Annotated in this window: 19 protein-coding genes; 12 read left to right on the top strand and 7 right to left on the bottom strand. The window is 66.6% G+C overall.

What is annotated here, in order from left to right; translation table 11 throughout:
• On the top strand, positions 1 to 477 hold a 477-nt coding region (locus H3V53_RS16350; protein ID WP_336598822.1), incomplete at its 5' end, for a glycosyltransferase family 9 protein.
• Between the two features lie 53 nt (positions 478 to 530).
• Here H3V53_RS16350 and H3V53_RS16345 read toward each other — a convergent pair.
• Both H3V53_RS16345 and H3V53_RS16340 read right to left on the bottom strand, forming a co-directional pair.
• Positions 531 to 947 (bottom strand): VOC family protein, encoded by a 417-nt coding sequence (locus H3V53_RS16345; protein ID WP_336598821.1) that lies wholly within the window; start codon positions 945 to 947, stop codon positions 531 to 533.
• The gene (locus tag H3V53_RS16340) at positions 947 to 1,498 is read right to left on the bottom strand and encodes a helix-turn-helix transcriptional regulator (protein WP_336598820.1); all 552 of its coding nucleotides are present in this window, start codon (positions 1,496 to 1,498) and stop codon (positions 947 to 949) included. The genes H3V53_RS16345 and H3V53_RS16340 overlap by 1 nt, the downstream gene beginning before the upstream one ends.
• Positions 1,499 to 1,683: 185 nt before the next feature.
• On the opposite strand from H3V53_RS16340, the gene H3V53_RS16335 reads away from it, so the two are divergent.
• Together H3V53_RS16335 and H3V53_RS16330 are read left to right on the top strand one after the other, a co-directional pair.
• Positions 1,684 to 2,463 carry a hypothetical protein gene (locus tag H3V53_RS16335; RefSeq protein WP_336598819.1) on the top strand — a complete coding sequence of 260 codons (780 nt, stop codon included), beginning with the start codon at positions 1,684 to 1,686 and terminating at the stop codon, positions 2,461 to 2,463.
• A 160-nt stretch (positions 2,464 to 2,623) separates the two neighbouring features.
• Positions 2,624 to 2,746 carry a hypothetical protein gene (locus H3V53_RS16330; RefSeq protein WP_336598818.1) on the top strand — a complete coding sequence of 41 codons (123 nt, stop codon included), beginning with the start codon at positions 2,624 to 2,626 and terminating at the stop codon, positions 2,744 to 2,746.
• Between the two features lie 23 nt (positions 2,747 to 2,769).
• Here H3V53_RS16330 and H3V53_RS16325 read toward each other — a convergent pair whose 3' ends face one another.
• Positions 2,770 to 3,813 (bottom strand): alpha/beta fold hydrolase, encoded by a 1,044-nt coding sequence (locus H3V53_RS16325; protein ID WP_336598817.1) that lies wholly within the window; start codon positions 3,811 to 3,813, stop codon positions 2,770 to 2,772.
• A gap of 455 nt (positions 3,814 to 4,268) precedes the next feature.
• Here H3V53_RS16325 and H3V53_RS16320 point away from each other — a divergent pair, with 455 nt between their 5' ends.
• Positions 4,269 to 4,718 (top strand): universal stress protein, encoded by a 450-nt coding sequence (locus tag H3V53_RS16320; RefSeq protein WP_336598816.1) that lies wholly within the window; start codon positions 4,269 to 4,271, stop codon positions 4,716 to 4,718.
• 49 nt (positions 4,719 to 4,767) lie between these two features.
• Here H3V53_RS16320 and H3V53_RS16315 read toward each other — a convergent pair whose 3' ends face one another.
• A complete protein-coding gene (locus H3V53_RS16315; protein ID WP_336598815.1) occupies positions 4,768 to 6,168 on the bottom strand; it encodes an amidase family protein in 1,401 nt (466 codons plus the stop codon).
• Between the two features lie 299 nt (positions 6,169 to 6,467).
• Between H3V53_RS16315 and H3V53_RS16310 the strand changes: the two genes are divergently transcribed.
• The 3 genes from H3V53_RS16310 (at position 6,468) to H3V53_RS16300 (ending at position 11,050) form a co-directional block, all read left to right on the top strand.
• Complete coding sequence (locus tag H3V53_RS16310; RefSeq protein WP_336598814.1) at positions 6,468 to 7,511, top strand: alpha/beta fold hydrolase; 1,044 nt, start codon at positions 6,468 to 6,470, stop codon at positions 7,509 to 7,511.
• A 305-nt stretch (positions 7,512 to 7,816) separates the two neighbouring features.
• Positions 7,817 to 9,628, top strand: coding sequence for a cytochrome c biogenesis protein DipZ (locus H3V53_RS16305; RefSeq protein WP_336598813.1), 1,812 nt, complete (start codon positions 7,817 to 7,819; stop codon positions 9,626 to 9,628).
• 282 nt (positions 9,629 to 9,910) lie between these two features.
• The gene (locus H3V53_RS16300; RefSeq protein ID WP_336598812.1) at positions 9,911 to 11,050 is read left to right on the top strand and encodes an alkene reductase; all 1,140 of its coding nucleotides are present in this window, start codon (positions 9,911 to 9,913) and stop codon (positions 11,048 to 11,050) included.
• A gap of 115 nt (positions 11,051 to 11,165) precedes the next feature.
• On the opposite strand, the gene H3V53_RS16295 is transcribed toward H3V53_RS16300, so the two are convergent.
• Both H3V53_RS16295 and H3V53_RS16290 read right to left on the bottom strand, forming a co-directional pair.
• Positions 11,166 to 12,101, bottom strand: a complete 936-nt coding sequence (locus tag H3V53_RS16295; RefSeq protein ID WP_336598811.1) for a LysR family transcriptional regulator — start codon at positions 12,099 to 12,101, stop codon at positions 11,166 to 11,168.
• A gap of 73 nt (positions 12,102 to 12,174) precedes the next feature.
• Complete coding sequence (locus H3V53_RS16290; protein ID WP_336598810.1) at positions 12,175 to 13,041, bottom strand: LysR substrate-binding domain-containing protein; 867 nt, start codon at positions 13,039 to 13,041, stop codon at positions 12,175 to 12,177.
• 39 nt (positions 13,042 to 13,080) lie between these two features.
• Between H3V53_RS16290 and H3V53_RS16285 the strand changes: the two genes are divergently transcribed.
• From H3V53_RS16285 to H3V53_RS16275, 3 genes are all read left to right on the top strand, one after another.
• A complete protein-coding gene (locus tag H3V53_RS16285) occupies positions 13,081 to 13,476 on the top strand; it encodes a DUF427 domain-containing protein (RefSeq protein WP_336598809.1) in 396 nt (131 codons plus the stop codon).
• A gap of 9 nt (positions 13,477 to 13,485) precedes the next feature.
• Positions 13,486 to 13,677 carry a hypothetical protein gene (locus H3V53_RS16280; RefSeq protein ID WP_336598808.1) on the top strand — a complete coding sequence of 64 codons (192 nt, stop codon included), beginning with the start codon at positions 13,486 to 13,488 and terminating at the stop codon, positions 13,675 to 13,677.
• Between the two features lie 207 nt (positions 13,678 to 13,884).
• On the top strand, positions 13,885 to 14,631 hold the full coding sequence (locus tag H3V53_RS16275) for an SDR family NAD(P)-dependent oxidoreductase (protein WP_336598807.1): 747 nt from the start codon (positions 13,885 to 13,887) through the stop codon (positions 14,629 to 14,631).
• A 79-nt stretch (positions 14,632 to 14,710) separates the two neighbouring features.
• Here H3V53_RS16275 and H3V53_RS16270 read toward each other — a convergent pair whose 3' ends face one another.
• Positions 14,711 to 15,673, bottom strand: coding sequence for a GlxA family transcriptional regulator (locus tag H3V53_RS16270; RefSeq protein ID WP_336598806.1), 963 nt, complete (start codon positions 15,671 to 15,673; stop codon positions 14,711 to 14,713).
• 99 nt (positions 15,674 to 15,772) lie between these two features.
• On the opposite strand from H3V53_RS16270, the gene H3V53_RS16265 reads away from it, so the two are divergent.
• A complete protein-coding gene (locus H3V53_RS16265; protein WP_336598805.1) occupies positions 15,773 to 16,489 on the top strand; it encodes a GNAT family N-acetyltransferase in 717 nt (238 codons plus the stop codon).
• A 248-nt stretch (positions 16,490 to 16,737) separates the two neighbouring features.
• On the top strand, positions 16,738 to 17,355 hold the full coding sequence (locus H3V53_RS16260) for a glutathione S-transferase family protein (RefSeq protein ID WP_336598804.1): 618 nt from the start codon (positions 16,738 to 16,740) through the stop codon (positions 17,353 to 17,355).
• Positions 17,356 to 17,359 lie beyond the last annotated feature (4 nt).

Here is a 17,359-nt window from a genome sequence, read left to right as displayed (position 1 = left end):
CCCGCCCATCGCGCGGGCGCGCGCTCGCGGACATCGCGCGGGCCGATCGAAAGCGCCGGTGACGCGTGCGATATCGTGATCGTCGGCAGTGAGGCCGATCAGGCGCGCGCCGCCGAAGCCATCGCGGCAGCCGGTCCAGGCGTCCCCATCCGCTCGTTGGCGGGCGCGGTGCCGATGCGTATCGTGTTCGCGCTCACGGAGACAGCCAACGTCGTGCTGACGAATTCCACGATGCTGATGCACGTCGCGGCTGCGTTCCGGCGTCCGACGGTGGCCGTGCTCGGTGGAAGCATCACGAAACCCGACGTGCACGATGCCATCTGGGGCTATCCGCCGCCATACCGCAGCGTGGCGCCGCTGCAGTACGTGCCCAATCAGCCGGCGCAAAACTGGCCGGCCGTCGAACGGGTCGTGCAGGCGGTGCTGGAATCGATCAGCACCGAGGACAAATCCCTCGCCGCCGAGGCAGCGCCGTAAGCCGCCGTAAGCCGCCGCGCGTCGGTTCGCGCGGCGCTTGCCCCGACCTGCGCTCACGCCGTATTTTGCGGCGCCTGAATCATCTTCCAGCCATTGCCCGCCGGATCACGAAAGCCCGCGTCGACGCTGCCGAAGCGGTCCACGGGCTCCTGCGTGAATTCCACGCCGGCCGCTTTGAGGCGCGCGTAACTGGCCCGGCAATCGGACACGGAAAGCACGAGCGGCGGCATCGCGCCCTTCGCGACCATCGCGCGCAACGTCTGCGCGGTGGCCTCGTCGTGAACGGGCGGCCCGGGCGCGAACAGGCCGAGCTGGAAGAAAGGCTGATCCGGATGCTGGACGGTGAGCCAGCGGTACGAACCGTTGCGCACGTCCGTGTGGACGCGAAAACCCAGCTTGTCGACGTAGAACCGAAGCGCCTCGTCCTGATCGTCGACGTACACACCCACCACGCTGATACCTTGATTCATCACACCTCCCTGGTCGATGCGACGACTGTATCCGTCGCTTCGCAGCGGCGCTTCTCCGAAACTGCGCTCGTGAGGTCGGGCCGCTGCGCGGCCTTCAGGATGCAGGCGGGCACCTGGTCGAGCCGGGGCATGTCGGCGCGCGCGGCCACGCGCATCGCGCTGGGGCTGCAGCCGGTGATGTCGCGAAACACCCTGCCGAACGTGCCGAGGCTCTCCCAGCCCGTCGCGAATGCGATCTCCGTGACGCTGAGTCCGGTGTCGCGCAGCAACGTGCTGGCCTGCTCGATGCGCCGCGTCAGCAGATAGCGATGCGGCGGCACGCCGTACGCCGCCTTGAACGCGCGGGCGAAATGGGCCTTCGAAATGCCGCTGACGGCCGCAAGGCGTTCGACGGGCCAGGCTTCGTGCGAGGCCGCGTCCATGCGGTCTCTCGCGCGCAGCAGCCGCCGCAGCAGCGCAGGGTCCTGCAGCCGCGCCGCGCGCGCCACGGCGGGACGCGGGCCGGCTGATCCGGCGCGTCGGGATGGCGGGCTCGATGGCGAATCGGACATGACGGCGGGCGCAAGAGGAGTGGCCGCGGATTGGCGGTCTGCGCGTAGTGTAGGCGCGCCGTCCGTGGCTGCAAAGCAGCGAAGAGCAGCGCAAAGCGACGTAGAGCGGCATTTTTTTCCGCTCACGCCCGCGCGCGACCGGACGAATGGCCCGGTTCGCCGCGCGCTGTCAAGGTGCGCGCGCTTTGTTCGAAACGACTGTCGCAAAAATACACATCGAATTTTTTGCCCCGATCATTTGGCAAACGATTGCTTATACTCTGTGCACCTCTTTCTCCGAGGCGCTTTATATGCGGCAGGAATGGCTTGACTCTCTCCAGCGGCTCAGCTGGAACACTCCGATAGTGTTGGCGTTGGCATCGGCGGCGGTCGGCTCCGTCACCACGCTGGCGTGGATTTCGGCGCGCGATGCCCGCGACGGCAGGCGCCAGCGGCGCGACGCGGCGCTGGAACTGGCGCTTTCGCTGGAAAGCTACGCGCGCACCTGTCGGACGATGATGCATAAAGCCGCCTGGGCAGCGTCTGAGCCGGTCGGTCTGAAAAGCCTCGAAGCCAGCCAGGGCGTGTCGATTCCGGCCTTCGCCTATCCCGACAAGATTCACTGGCACGTCCTGAGCCGCAAGGTGATTTCGGGGCTGCGCGAATATCCGGTGACGGTTCATGCAGCGCGCGAGCACGTCGAGGCATTCCGCGAGTTCGGCGAGCCCGTCGACGTGTGCAGTCTCGTCGAATACGAATGCGCGAAAGCGGCGGTGTCGGCCTTGGCGCTGGCGCGCGCCACGCGCCGCCGGCACGGTGCCGCGACGTGGAAACCCGGCGCGCCCGATTCCGCAATGGAACGCGAACTGTCCGACTTCATCGCCAACGCCGAGGAAAAACGCAAGGCCGTGCTCGAACGACGGGCAGAGGCCACGGCCGAACGGCGCGCCGACGTGAAGCCCTTCAAGCAGCCGCTGAGCGCCTGATACGACGGCGCCGCAAACGAGCACTCGCTGCGGCCACAACCACGCATTGACCGCGCGGCACCGCCTTTCGCCGCGCGCGACAGCCGTTCGCATATCGCGGCCCGACGCGCCGCTCAAGCACTCAAGCAACAAGACTGGACGCACGCGCAATGCGCCAATCATGCTGAGCGGTTCCTCGATCGTGCCCAAGGTCACGGGCAACCCGACGGCTCACATCGCCGCGACGCAGGCAAGCGGCTCCTGGCCCACCACGGACCACTCGCTCACGGCGCAGCGCGCGTGAGCATGTGGGCGCGCCCTGTGCCCTCAGAAACGGGCGACGTCGATGACGGCGTCGGCGAATGCCCGCGGCGCCTCTTGCGGCAGGTTATGGCCGGTGCCGCCGCCGATGTTCCGGTGCTCGTACTTGCCCGTGAACTTCTTCGCGTAGGCGGACGGCTCGGGATGCGGCGCGCCGTTCGCGTCGCCTTCCATCGTGATGGTCGGCACAGAGATGGTCGGCGCGGTGGCGAGACGCTTTTCGATCTCGTCGTACTGACGCTCGCCTTTGGTCAGACCGAGTCGCCAGCGATAGTTGTCGATCACCACAGCGACGTGATCGGGATTGTTGAACGATGCCGCCGAGCGTTCGTAGGTGGCGTCGTCGAACTGCCACTTCGGCGACGCGAGTTGCCAGATCAGCTTGTTGAAGTCGTGGCGATTCGCCTCGTAGCCTGCGTAGCCGCGCTCCGTCGCGAAGTAGAACTGATACCACCACGCGAACTCCGCCTTCGGCGGCAGCGGCTTTTCGTTTGCCTTCTGGCTGCCGATCAGATAGCCGCTCACCGACACCATCGCCTTGCAGCGCTGCGGCCACAACGCAGCGATGATATTGACGGTGCGCGCGCCCCAGTCGAAGCCGCCCAGAACTGCCTTGTCGATTTTCAGCGCGTCCATCAGCGCGACGATGTCGGCGGCGATCGCGGCCTGCTGGCCATTGCGCGGCGTGTCGGCGGACAGAAAGCGCGTGGAGCCGTAGCCGCGCAGGTACGGCAGGATCACGCGATAGCCCGCGGCCGCGAGCATCGGCGCGACCTCGGCATAGCTGTAGATGTCGTACGGCCAGCCGTGAACCAGAATGACGACAGGTCCGTTTTGCGGCCCCGCTTCGGCATAGCCGACATTCAGCGGCCCGGCGTTGATCTGCCGGATCGTATCGAACGAGGCGGCGCGCGAACCCGCTGCTTTCGTATTGCCCGAGCCCGTTTGCGCGTGAGCAATGCCGCTCGCGAGTCCCAGTTCCATCAGGCTGAGGCCTGCAAGCGTCGTCCCTAACAGCCGGCGGCGGCGAGTGTTGATCTGATCCGACATGGTCTTTTCCTTTTTTGCACGGTTGAGCATCAGCCGGTTGCCTCACACGCCAGCGCGTGCTTTGCGCTGGCCGCTTGCCTAAGCCACGTCGGCTGCCAGGAGGTATTGGACACGGCGCACGTATCTGCGGTATGTCCGCCATGTGCGCCAATGAATCGCTATGTAACAGGCGGTTGCGCAGATACATTGCGATACAAGGCGCGTTCCGCGTGTCGCCGGAATCGTGACGTGGCGCTTATGACGCCCGTGCCTCGCCTTGCTCGCCATGCAGGCGGAATAGATCCGCGCAGTGAGGTGTTGTTGGGTAAAGCACCTGATTTTTCTATCGGATGCACCGAGGTTTGCCGTGCCAATTAGCCGCTTTCGATCAGCCGCTTTCGATCAGCCGTTTTCGATCAGCCGCTTCCTTTCGCACGACCACCGCCACTTCATCGCCTGACTGCCTCGCCCAAAACATGACTTCCTTATCGAAAATGCTGCTTGTGTACGATGGCACGACGGAAGCGCAAGCCGCGCTCGAACGTTGCACGCAACTCTCGCTGGCATTGTCGGCACATGTCGACGTCGTCGCGGTCGTCGACCTTGCCACGGCGAACGCGAAATGCGGGGGACTGCTGTCGGATCTCGCGTTCAAGGGTATGGAAGAATTCGCTCGCCGCACGCTCGACACGGCCGTCGGGCAACTCGCCGATCACGGTGTGCCGGCGTATGGCTTCGTGAAGTTCGGACGGCCCGTCGACGTCGTGTCAGGACACGTGACGACGTTCGGCCCCGAGATCGTCGTGATCGGGCATCGCCGAAGAAAGGGATTGTCGCGCTGGTGGGGCGAGCGCCCCGTTCACCTCGATCTGGCCGAGCGCTTGCGAGGAACGACCATCGTGACGGTCGTCGCTTCGCAAGCGTAAGTTCCATGCGCCGTGTGGCGAAGCGGCGCGCGCCGCCCGCCATGCGCGCTCAGACGACGGGGTCGATCGGCGAAGGCGGAACGCCGCGCGCTTCGATCGCACGGCCTGCCAGCAGACACAGATCCTCGCGATGATGCGCCGCGACGATCTGAACGCCGACGGGCACGCCATCGACCAGTTGCGTCGTGACGGCGAGTCCCGGCAAGCCCATGGCGGGCAGCGCCCGCATCGTGAGCTGCGCCTCCCACACCCGGTCGAAACCTTGCGCGCCGCGCTGGTCGAGGTCGTCCGGAAATGGCAGTTCCGCAGAAACCGGCATCAGCACGACGGCGTATTGATCGAGAAACAGCCGCCACTGACGAACCAGCGTCGTGCGACGCACGAGCGAACGGCTGATGACGTCGGCGGGCAAATCCTTCACCTTCAGACGCGCGTTCGCGACGACCGCGCTTGCGCCCGGATCGCCGTCGCGCGCAACGGCGTCCGCGAGCGCGTCGAAGCCGTCGCCGAGCCAGAGCCGCTCCTGCAATTGACCGGCTTCGCGGATCGACGGCACGTCGTCGATTTCGTCGACGGTCCACCCCGCGTCCTTCAAGCGGCGCGCGGCATCGAGCAACGCATCTTCGACTTCCTTTGCGATCCGCAGGGCGCCGGGACGCAGACACAGCGCCGCGCGCAGCGGCACGGCGCGCCCTTCGAACGGCATCGGCACATGCCACGGGTCGCGAAGATCGGGCGCGGCCATCGCGATGAACCCAAGGCGCAGATCGTCGATTGTGCGCGCGATGGGCCCCGCCGCCGACATCAGTTGCGCGCCGATCGGGCGTTCCGGCGACGACGCGTTGAACGCGGGCACGCGTCCGAAGCTAGGTCTGAGTCCGTGCACGCCGCACGCATAGGCCGGATAGCGGATCGAGCCGCCGATGTCGGTGCCGAGCGCGAGTTGCCCGATGCCCGCGGCAACGGCTGCTGCGGCGCCGCCCGACGAGCCGCCTGGCGTCAGCGAAGGATTGCGAGGGTTGAGCGTGCGCCCATGAACCAGATTCGACGTGAACCAGCGCAACGCGAAGGTCGGTGAGTTACTGCGGCCAAGCAGAATCGCGCCCGCTTTGCGCAGGTTGTCGACAGCGGGGCTGCTGGCCTGAGCGATCAGATCCGCCTGCAAACGCGTGCCGTTGGTCGTCGCAAAGCCTGCCTGGTCCGTGTTGATCTTCACGGTGACGCACACGCCCGCGAGCGGCCCCGGATCATCGCCGCGCGCGATTGCACGATCGATGTCGTCCGCCTGGTCGAGCACCGACTCGGGCCGATGCTCGACGACTGCATGAATGACGGGATTGACGGCATCGAGGCGCTCGAGCGCGGACTGCGCCGCCTCGCGCGCGGACACCTCGCGGGCCCGGACAAGCCTTGCCAGTTCGGCCGCCGACAAGCGCCATAGTTCTTGCATGTTGTCTCCTCAGGTCTGACGGGGAATGTCGCGGCGCACGCGTGAACGGGATCAGGCGGTTGCCCGAGCGTGGCCGCGAGGATCATCTCCCGCGAGAGGCCGTGCACGCACGACGGCAGCCGTTGCTGAACCACGATAGTAGCGGGTCGCAAGCGCAGCCGCAGACGACGTTCCGCGTCGCACGAAGGCATGCCGGCGCAACAGGCGAACGTTACGATGCCGCGTGATGAAATAGATGGGACACTGCGCGTGGCCATCATGCTCATCAGACGATCTGAATAATTCCAAGGAGAATGTACATGCAAGACACGGTCAATCTTCGTCGCCGCCGGTTGGTGGGCACGACCGCGGCGGGTCTCGGGCTGCTCGAACTGGGCCTCGGCCATCTCGCCCATGCGCAATCGGCCAAAGGCGCCCATGCCGCGAAGAAGGCTGCCCACCATACGTCGTTCGATGCCATCGAGCAGATCGATGCCGGCACGCTGAACATCGGCTATGTGGACACGGGGCCGAAAGGCGGTCAGCCCGTCATCCTGCTGCACGGCTGGCCCTACGACATCTACGCCTTCGTCGACGTCGCGCCGATTCTGGCTTCGGCGGGCTATCGCGTGATCGTGCCGTATCTGCGCGGATACGGCTCGACGCGCTTTCTGGCCTCCGACACGCCGCGCAACGGCCAGCAGGCCGTCGTCGCCGTCGACATCATCGCGCTGATGGACGCGTTGAAGATCGATCAGGCCATCTTCGGCGCGTTCGACTGGGGCGCGCGCACCGCCTGCATCATCGCCGCGCTGTGGCCGCAGCGCTGCAAGGGGCTGGTGTCGGTGAGCGGCTATCTGATCGGCAGCCAGAAGGCGAACGAAAAGCCGCTGCCGCCAAAGGCGGAGTTCGCGTGGTGGTACCAGTTCTACTTCGCCACGGATCGCGGCGCGGCGGGCTACGCAGCCAATCGCCACGACTTCAACAAGCTGATCTGGCAACTCGCGTCGCCGAAGTGGCATTTCGAAGAGTCGACGTATCAGCGCACGGCCGCATCGTTCGAGAACGCCGATCACGTCGCCGTGGTAATTCACAACTACCGCTGGCGCCTCGGACTCGTGCAAGGCGAGCCGCAGTACGACGAACTCGAGCAGCGTCTGGCGATGCTGCCGGACATCGCCGTGCCGACCATCACGATGGAAGGCGACGCGAACGGCGCGCCGCATCCGGACCCGTCGGCCTATGCGAAAAAGTTCACGGGCAAGTATCAGCACCGCAACGTGAGCGGCGGAATCGGCCACAACCTGCCGCAAGAGGCGCCGCAGGCATTCGCCGACGCCGTCATGCAGGTCGTGCGGCTGTGACGGCGAGATCCGCGCGATGAGCGCGTGACCCGCGCGGTTCTGGGTGCGCCGCCCGGCGCCCGGTCCGCGCGTGGTCCGGCGATTCGGGTATGCGCGCGGCGGCCCGCAGCGGCCTCGCAGCGGCTTATTTGTATCGCCGTGTATCTCACACGCCCTGCTCGCTACAACGCGATACGCAACACCTCCTTCCTGACATTCACCCGATACATGCGCGGACTGTAATGGCGCATAACGGCACGCGCGCCATTACGTCGCTGCGTGCTTACCGGTTGAACCAACCCATTGCGGATCAGGAGGTTGAATTCATGTTACTCATCGTCATCGCGTTTCTCGGCGGCGTGCTCACCATCTTGAGTCCGTGCATCCTGCCCGTCGTGCCGTTCGTGTTCGCGCGCGCCGACCGGCCTTTCGTCACGGGCAGGCTGCCGTTGCTGGCCGGGCTCGCGCTCACGTTCTCGGCGGTCACGGGCATCGGCATCGCGGGGCTCAATGGCGCCGTGCAGTTGAGCCACTACGGACGCTGGCTGTCGCTTGCGCTGTTCGCCGTGTTCGGCGCGTCGCTGCTCTTTCCCGCCATCTCCGAACGTCTGTCGCGCCCGCTGGCCGACGTCGGCAACCGCTTCAACTCGTTTTCGCATGCGCACGGCACGCGCTTCCAGATCGGCTCGGCGCTGCTGCTCGGCGCCGCGACGGGCCTGCTGTGGGCGCCGTGCGCCGGTCCCATTCTCGGCCTGATCCTCACGGGCGCGTCGCTGCACGGCGCGACATGGCAGACGGCGGCCGCGCTCACGGCCTATGCGTGCGGCGCCGCCGGTTCGCTGGCCGTGGTGTCCGGGCTCGGCAAGCGCGCCCTCGACACCCTGAAGCGCTCGCTCGGCCTCGGCGAACGGGTGCGCCGCGCGATGGGCGGGCTCGTGCTGCTGAGCGTCGCCGCCATCGCATCGGGCTTCGACACGCGCGCACTCGCACTCGTGCCGTCGACCTCGACGGCAGGCATCGAGAGCCGGCTGGTCGGCCTGCTCGGCTCGGGCTCGCGTTCCGGCTCGGGCTCGCGTGCCGTCGCGAGCGTCACTAACGGCAACATCGACGGCAGCGGCGCCCGAATCCGCACGCACATCCGGCGCATCAGCGCTCGCGTGCCGTCGGCGCTTCCCGTCGAAGGCCGTCAGGCGCCGCTCGACGGCGCGCAAGCCTGGCTCAATTCGCCGCCCCTCACCGGCGACGCGTTGCACGGCAAGGTCGTCGTCGTCAACTTCTGGACGTATTCGTGCATCAATTGCCTGCGCACGCTGCCGTATCTGAAGACCTGGTCGGACCGCTATCGCAACGACGGCCTCGTCGTGGTCGGCGTGCACACGCCAGAGTTCGCTTTCGAGCACGATCCGTCGAACGTGAAGCGCGCGGTCGTCGATCTCGGCGTGCGTTATCCCGTTGCGATCGACAATGACTACCGGATCTGGCGCGCGTTCGACAACCAGTATTGGCCCGCGTTCTATATCGTCGATGCGCAGGGCCGCATCCGCTATCACCACTTCGGCGAAGGCGGCTATGCCGAGGCCGAAAAGGTCATCCAGCAGTTGCTGGCGCAATCGGGTGTGTCGACGCCGTCGCGCGATCTGCCGCCCATCCAGGGCGCGGGCGCGCAGGCGGCGGCCGACACGGCGAACGTCGCGTCGGGCGAAACCTATGTCGGCTATCAGCAGGCGCGAGGCTTTGCATCGCCGGAAGACGTCCGCCCCGACGACGTCGCGAGCTACAGCGTGCCGCCGCAGTTGCGGCTGAACAGCTGGGCGTTCGGCGGCCGATGGATCGTCGGCAGCGAGGCGGCCGTTCTGGGCGATGCGCATGGCCGCATCGCCTACCGCTTCCATGCGCGCGACCTGCACCTCGTGCTCGGACCCGGCGCGAACGGCAAGCCCGTGCGGTTTCGCGTGACGATCGACGGCGCGCCGCCGGACGACTCGCACGGCGCCGACGTCGCGCCCGACGGCAGCGGCACGGTCACGAGCGCGCGCCTCTATCAGCTCGTGCGTCAACACGATGACGTGCGCGACCGGACCTTCACGATCGAATTCCTCGATCCCGGCGTGCAGGCGTTCTCCTTCACGTTCGGCTAGCCGCGACGGCCGGGCTTCCCGCGACGCCACTGCGCTCTGCGCCAGTGGCGTCGGTCGCTTCGGGCGGCGCAAAGCGTCCGCGCCTGGCGTTCGTCGGTGGAGTCAATGGAGTCAGGCGAGTCAGGCGCCCCCCCAGCTGCCGCCGCTGGATGCGCGCCATCTATCCCGATCTGGAATGAGCGTCATCCCTTTTCGAGCGTTCCCGCGCCGCACCGGAATAGATACATTGCTCCTCAACGCAGCGCCGGATTTCCGGCGCGCACACTGAATCGAGGAACAATCATGGCTAAGCTGTTCAACCCTATCCAGCTCGGTGCATACGCACTTTCGCATCGCGTCGTGCTTGCGCCGATGACGCGCCTGCGCACCATTCAACCCGATGACATCCCCAGCCCGATGATGGCTGACTTCTACGGACAGCGCGCGTCGCAAGGCGGTCTGGAAATCGTCGAAGCGGCGAGCGTGTCGGCGACGGCGCGCTCCTATCTCGGTGCGGCGAGCATCTTTCACGACGGCCAGATGGAAGGCTGGAAGGCGATCACGCGCGCCGTGCACGCAAAAGGCGGCCTCGTGTTCCTGCAGCTGATCCATGGCGGCCGTCAGAGTCACGTCGAGGTGACGGGCGGCTTCGAGCCCGTTGCGCCTTCCGTCGTGCCGTTCGACGGCATCGCCTTGACGAAGGATGGTTTCGTCCCGGCTTCGCCGCATCGTGCGCTCGGTATCGAAGAAATCCCCGGCATCATCGAGGAATTCCGCGCCGCCGCGCAGCGCGCGAAGGACGCAGGTTTCGATGGCGTCGAGCTGCATGCGGCGAACGGCTATCTCGTCGATCAGTTTATTCAGGACGGCACCAATCGCCGCACCGATGCATACGGCGGCCCCGTAGAAAACCGCGTCCGCTTTTTGCGCGAGACGCTCGAAGCGCTGATCTCCGTCTGGGGCGCGGAACGCGTCGGCGTGCGCATCTCGCCGTCGGGCGAATGGGGCGGCGTGTCCGACAGCAACCCGGAGGCGACGTTCAAGCACGTCGCACGTGTGCTCGACACGTACAAGATTGCCTACCTGCACGTGATCGAGCCGCGCGTCAAAGGCGACGACACGCTGCACGAAGGCCATCCGCCCGTCGCGGTGAAGTATCTGCGCGAGCACTTCTCGGGTCCCATCATCGCGGCGGGCGGCTTCGATCGCGAGAGCGCGCACGCGATTGTCGAATCGGGCGATGCCGATCTCGTCGCGTTCGGCCGCCATTTTTCGTCGAATCCCGACCTGCCGTATCGCCTGCAGCACGCTCTGCCGCTCACGCCGTATGTGCGCGCCGCGTTCTGGGGCGGCTCGCAAGCGCACTACTCGGACTTCCGTGCGTATGACGCGTCGCAGGCCACGCAAAACGACGCAACCGCAGACGAAGCCGAGACGGCCTGAACGATGCAATGGGCTCGCGCCGCGCGTAATCGGGTTGTTGCGGGTTGTTGCGGGTTGTTGCGGGTTGTTGCGGGTTGTTGCGGGTTGTTGCGGGTTGTTGCGCGCGGGCGCGCCGTCATGCGTAGCCGGGCTTGCCGCGTGCCGTCAGCCGCTCGGGAGCAAACTCCGGCGCGAGGCATTCCTCGACGAACGCGGTGAACTGCCGCGCCTTGCTGCTGGCGAGCCGGCCCGTCGGATAGAGCGCGGACAGCGGGATGGTCGGCAGCATCCAGTCTTCCATCGCGGCTACGACGGCGCCCGACTTCAGTTCCGGCGAAAAGGCCCATTCGGACGCCACGGCGAGGCCCATGTCGGCGAACACGGCTGCCCGCAAGCCCTCTGTCGCCGAAATCTTCACGCGGCCTTGCAGACGCACGGCAAGCTCCGCCGATTCGCTGCAAAACGTCCAGTCCTCGCCGCCGCCGAAATCGCGTGTGTAGACGATGGCGCGATGCGCGACCAGGTCGGCGGGCTCTTGAGGCATGCCGTGCCGCTCGAAATACGCGGGCGTCGCCAGCACGCGCCGGCGTGCCTCGCCGATGCGCCGCGCCGTCATGTTCGAGTCGGCGAGTTCGCCCATGCGCAGCGCGACGTCGATGCCCTCTTCCACCAGATCGATGTTGCGGTCGTCGAGCACCAGTTCGAGCTCGAGTTCCGGATGGCGTTCGAGAAACGCGGGCAGACGCGGCACAATGTGCAGCCGCGCAAAGCACACGGCCGCCGACACGCGCAGCTTCCCCGTCAGTCCCGCCGCCGAACCGCGCGCGGCCAGCACGGCCTCGTCGGTTTCCTCGACGGCGCGCCGGGCGCGCTGATAGAAGTTCTGCCCCGCTTCCGTCGGTGTGAGCGCGCGGGTCGAACGCAGCAAGAGCTTCACGCCGAGCCATTCTTCGAGCTGCGCAACGGCTTTCGACACGGCCGGCTGGCCGATATTGAAGTGCCGCGCTGCCGCCGAGAACGAACCCGTATCGACGACGCGGATAAAAATTTCGATCGCCGCAAGGCGGTCCATCGCAATTCTCCCGTGAGACGAGCGCTGTCCGTTGCGCCCTTACGGGAGCATATCGATGCTCGACGCCTTTTGCTCAGCGAGCCGCCATCAGTTCGTCGGCGCGCGACAGAAACAGTTGCAGCACGGGCGACGCATTCGCGCGGCTGTAGCCGATGGCGAGATCGACGGTGGGCGCCTCGCCCTCGAGCGGCCGGCTCACCACGGACGAAGGCAGCAGATTGTTCGCGTACTCGGGCATCAGCGACAGGCCGCGCGTCGACGCCACCAGCGACATCGCCATCGCGAGATTGTCGACGCCATGCGCGCACTCCAAGTCGAGGCTGTTCTCGCGCAGATAGCGCGCGACCACGTCGTGCAGCACGCGCGCCTTGTTCGAGGCCATGATGAAAGTTTCGCCTTCGAGGTCCGACGCGAGGATCGCCTGCTTCGCGGCCAGGCGGTGATTGCTCGGCATCAGCGCGACCAGCTTCTCGCGGTGGACGACGCGATCGTCGAGATCCAGCCCCGGCTCCGTGCGCACGAACGCGAGGTCGAGCTTGCCGCGCGCGACGGCATCGGCGAGATCGGGCGAGTAGCCGCTCGATACCGTCACGTCGATGTTCATCAGTTCGTCGCGCAGCAGTTGCATCGCGCGCGGCAGCCACGTCATTTCCTGCCCCGTCGGAAAACCGAGCGCGAACACCTGCTTGGCGGGACGCGCGGCGCGGCGCGCGGCTTCGACGGCGGCATCGACCTGAGCCAGCGCAAGACGCGCGTGATCGAGAAACGCCTTGCCCGACGCCGTCAGCTCGACACCGCGCGCGCTGCGGTTGAACAGTTCCGCGCGCACCTCGTCTTCGAGATCGCGAATCTGCCGGCTCAACGACGGCTGCGACGTGAAAAGGCGCTGTTCGGCCGAACAACGCGGCGGAGGAAAGCCGCGACGCGATCGAAGCCGCATCCGCCGCCGACGAAACCATCTGATTCAAGGAACGACAGCATGACCACGCAGCCCGTTCAGAGCGCCAGAACCGTCAAGATTCCCGGACCCGATCACCCCATCACGATCGAACCCAACGCGTCGCGCGTCGTCGTGACGGTCGCAGGCCAGATCGTGGCCGACTCGCGCAACGCGCTGACATTGCGCGAAGCGGGCTATACGGCCGTGTTCTACGTGCCGCGCAAGGACGTCGACATGACGAAGCTCGCGCGCACGGACCACGCGACCTATTGCCCGTACAAAGGCGATGCCGCGTACTTCTCCGTTGCGTCGGGCGGCGAACGCGCCGTCAACGCGGTGTGGACGTACGAGTCGCCCTTTCCCGCCGTCGAGCCGATCCGCGAGCACCTCGCGTTCTATACCGACCGTGTCGACCCGATCGAAGAGCAGGCATAAGGCATCCATATGAAAACATCGCCCGTCGTACTCGTGACGGCGCGTGGAGCGGCAGCGGACGCGCCACGGCGCTCGCCTTCGCGCGCGGGGGCTCGCATCGCGATGTCGGGCCGACGCGCCAACGCGATCGTCTACAGGGCGTCGGCGAACTTCTTAGCGGGCGCGATGCGGCGCGTGAAGGGCAGACTCACGGCCGGGTAAACCGGCCATGCCTTTCAGGCATGCAGCCCCGCGTACAAAGTCTGTTTCATCCTGACGGGCGGCGCCTACATTTTGCGAACAGACAGGCGTTGCGCAAAAACAGCTAACCGCGCGCGCGCAGTTCGACCCATGCATTCCAGCGATGCAGCGCCTGGCAACCGAACCGCTTCCCAAGAACCACATTCACCGATACTGGAACACTTCACCATGGCTAATCTGACAGGCAAGACCGCGCTCGTGACGGGCGCTTCGCGCGGCATCGGCCGCGCCACGGCACTCGCGCTCGCCCATGCCGGCGCGCGCGTGCTGGTCCATTACAGCAGCGCCGAACAGGCGGCCGACGCCGTCGTCGATGCGATCCGCGCGGCAGGCGGCAAGGCTGACAAGGTGGCCGCCGATCTGCGCGCTGCCGATGGTGCGCACGCGCTCGCGAAACAGGTGCGCGCGCTGACCGACGACAGACTCGACATCGTCATCGCGAACGCCGGCATTTCGAAGGCGGCGCCGATCGAAGAGACGACCGTCGAAGACTTCGACAGCCTGTTCGCCGTCAACGTGCGCGCGCCGTTCTTCCTCGTGCAACAGTTGCTGCCCGCGCTGCGCGAAGGCGCCAGCGTCGTGCTGCTGTCGTCGCTGGCCGCGCACGCATCCGTGAGCAACCTCTCCGCCTATGCGGCGACCAAGGGCGCCGTCAATACGCTCGTGCGGCACTTCGCCTCCGCGCTCGGCGAACGTGGCATTCGCGTCAACGCGATCGCGCCAGGCGTCGTCGAGACGGATATGTCGAGCTTCGCGAAGACGGACGCGGGCCGCGACTTTACGCTCGGCATGCAGGCGCTCAAGCGCGTCGCGCAACCCGACGACATCGCCGGTGCCGCCGTCTTTCTCGCCTCCGACGACGCGCGCTGGGTCACGGGCGACACGCTGCGCGTCGACGGCGGCTCGAAGATCTAAGCCGCGCGGGGCGCAGACGCGATGTTGACAGCACCGGCGACGTAGCCCGCAACACAGCCTGACGCGCGGCTGTCGCCCTTCAGTTCGAGCGCAGCTCGCGCACGCCCCGCCCCAGCCGGCGACGCAACAGCGTGCGCAGCGTCGCGCCGTCCGCGTAACCGACTTCGGCGGCGATCGCGTCGAGATCCATCGCGCTCGTCTCGATCAGATGCCGCGCGCGCTCCACCCGCCGGTCCTGGAAGTACGACAACGGCGACTTGCCGAGCACCGCTTCGGCGCGCCGTTGCAGGGTACGCGGGCTGGTCGCGAGTTCATGCGCGGCCTCCTGCAGCGAGAAGCCGCGCGCCAGGTTCGCGCGCGTCCAGCGCTCGAACCGTTCGATCAGCGGATCGCTATGCGAAAGATGGTCGGGAATGATGTAGGGCGCCTGCGACACCCGCCCGTCCACCAGCATGTAGCGCGCGACGAGCGTGGCCAGCTCCGGGCTCGCCTGCCGGATCAGCCACAGCACGAGATCGAGGTGCCCCATGGCCGCGCCCGCCGTCACGAACTGTCCCGACGGCACGAGCATGCGGTCCTGGTCGAGACGAATCTCGGGATAGCGGCTGCGAAACAGCGGACTGAGCCACCACGTCGCGGTCGCTTCCTGGCCGTCGAGCAAGCCCGATTCGGCGAGCACGAAAGTGCCGATGCAAGCCGCCGCGATCCGCCCGCCTTGCGCATGCCAGGCGCGCAACTGCTTGCCGGCATCGCGTACGGCAGCACAGCCGAGGCGGTCCACCAGCACGTCGGGATTGCCCGCGCTGATGGCGGGCATCACGATCCAGTCGGGCAGCGCCGCCGTGTCCGCCTTTTTCACGGCGAGGCTCATGCCGAGCGCCGTCTTGATGCGCGTGCGCAGCCCGGCCAGTTCGACCTCGAACGGCGGCGGCTCGCCCGGATGCACCGCCACCGACAGCGAATTGGCCATCCTGAGCGCGTCGAGCACGACGGCAATGCCCGTGTCGAACACGCCGTCCAGAGAAAACACGAGAATGCGCATGGCGTAAATGACTCGATTAATGTCATTTGCGATGCTACTGCCCGAAGCCGTTCGCGTCTATTCTGAGCGGCAACGAAATCCTCGACGCAGGAGTCGACCATGACCGAATCACAAGCCCGCCCATCCACCGACGGCGCACACCCGCTCGACCGCGTCGTGTGGAACGCGCTCGACGGCAAGCAGCGGCGGCTTGCCATCGGCGACGAACGCGCGCGGCGGTTGCCGCCCGAGATCGGCCCGTTTGCCGCCATTGCCGATACGAGTGCGTCTTCGTTCGAAGCGCTACGCGCGTTGCTCGACGCGCACGGGCCGCTCAGTCTCGTCACGTCAGACGAACTCGCCGTGCCGCCCGGCTTCCCCGTGATCCGGCAAGCCACGCTGCTGCAGATGATCTGGCAAGGCACAACCGAACCCGTCACCGGCTACGAGTACGTCGAGCTCGCGCAAAGCGACGTGCCGGAGATGATCGCGCTGACCACGGCCACGCAGCCCGGCCCGTTCGGCCCGCGCACGATCGAACTCGGCACCTACATCGGCGCGCGCCGGCAAGGCAGGCTCGCCGCGATGGCGGGCGAACGCATGCGGCTCGACGGCTATACGGAGATCAGCGCGGTGTGTGTCGATCCCGCGTTTCGCGGGCAAGGGCACGCAAGCGCGCTAATGAAAACGCTGATCGCGGCGATCCGCGCGCGCAGCGAAACGCCCTTCCTGCACGTCTTCACGACGAACCTCAACGCGATTTCGCTCTACCGGACGCTCGGCTTCGTCGACCGGCGCGAAATGCATCTGAAGGTGCTCGGTTCGGCGCAGGCGTAGTCGGGCCCGAACGCGGTCCGGCGGGCGAGTCTTAAACGCCGCGCAGGCCGTTTTCGCCTGCTGACGGGGTCCGGCAAACCGCGGGCGGTCCGCGCGGAGCCCCGCCCAGCAAGGCGCGGCAGTCACCATTCGCGTTACGAGAAGTATGAATTGAGCTGGCGACGGATTCTATCGGCGGCATGGCGTCCCTAGACTTTGGCTCAAGTGATCTGGATGTCCCAGACACCTCTGACCCAAGGAAAACTGCCATGAAGCTCTACTACCATCCGTTGTCCGGCCACTCGCACCGCGCCCACCTGTTCCTGTCGCTGCTCGGCATCGAGCATGAACTGATCGAAGTCGATCTCGCCGCCGCCGAACACAAGTCCGCCGAATTCCTGAAGCTGAACCGTTTCGGCCAGGTGCCCGTGCTGGTCGATGGCGATACGACGATCGCCGATTCGAACGCGATTCTGGTCTACGTCGCGCGCAAGTTCGGCAAGGCCGACTGGCTCCCGCAGACGCCCGCGCTCGAAGCCGACGTGCAGCGCTGGCTGTCCGTCGCTGCCGGCGAGATCGCTTTCGGCCCGGCGGCGGCGCGGCTCATCACGGTGTTCGGCGCCAAATACAACGCCGAGGAACTGATCGCCCGCGCGCATGGCATCCTCAAGCTGATCGACGAAGCGCTCGCTGGCCGCGATTTCATCGCGCGCCCTCATCCGACCATCGCCGACGTCGCGTTGTACAGTTACATCGCGCGTGCGCCCGAAGGCAACGTCGATCTGTCGTTCTATCCGAACGTGAATGCGTGGCTGCGCCGCATCGAGGCGCTGCCGGGCTTCGTCGAGTTCAGGAAGACGCCCGTCGGCCTCGCCGCCGGCCACTGAGAAC

Origin of the sequence: Paraburkholderia bengalensis, from assembly GCF_037126505.1 — a bacterium.
GTDB classification, from domain to species: domain Bacteria; phylum Pseudomonadota; class Gammaproteobacteria; order Burkholderiales; family Burkholderiaceae; genus Paraburkholderia; species Paraburkholderia bengalensis.
Note: the sequence above shows the minus strand (reverse complement) of the source record. Positions and strands in the feature narration are given on the sequence as shown.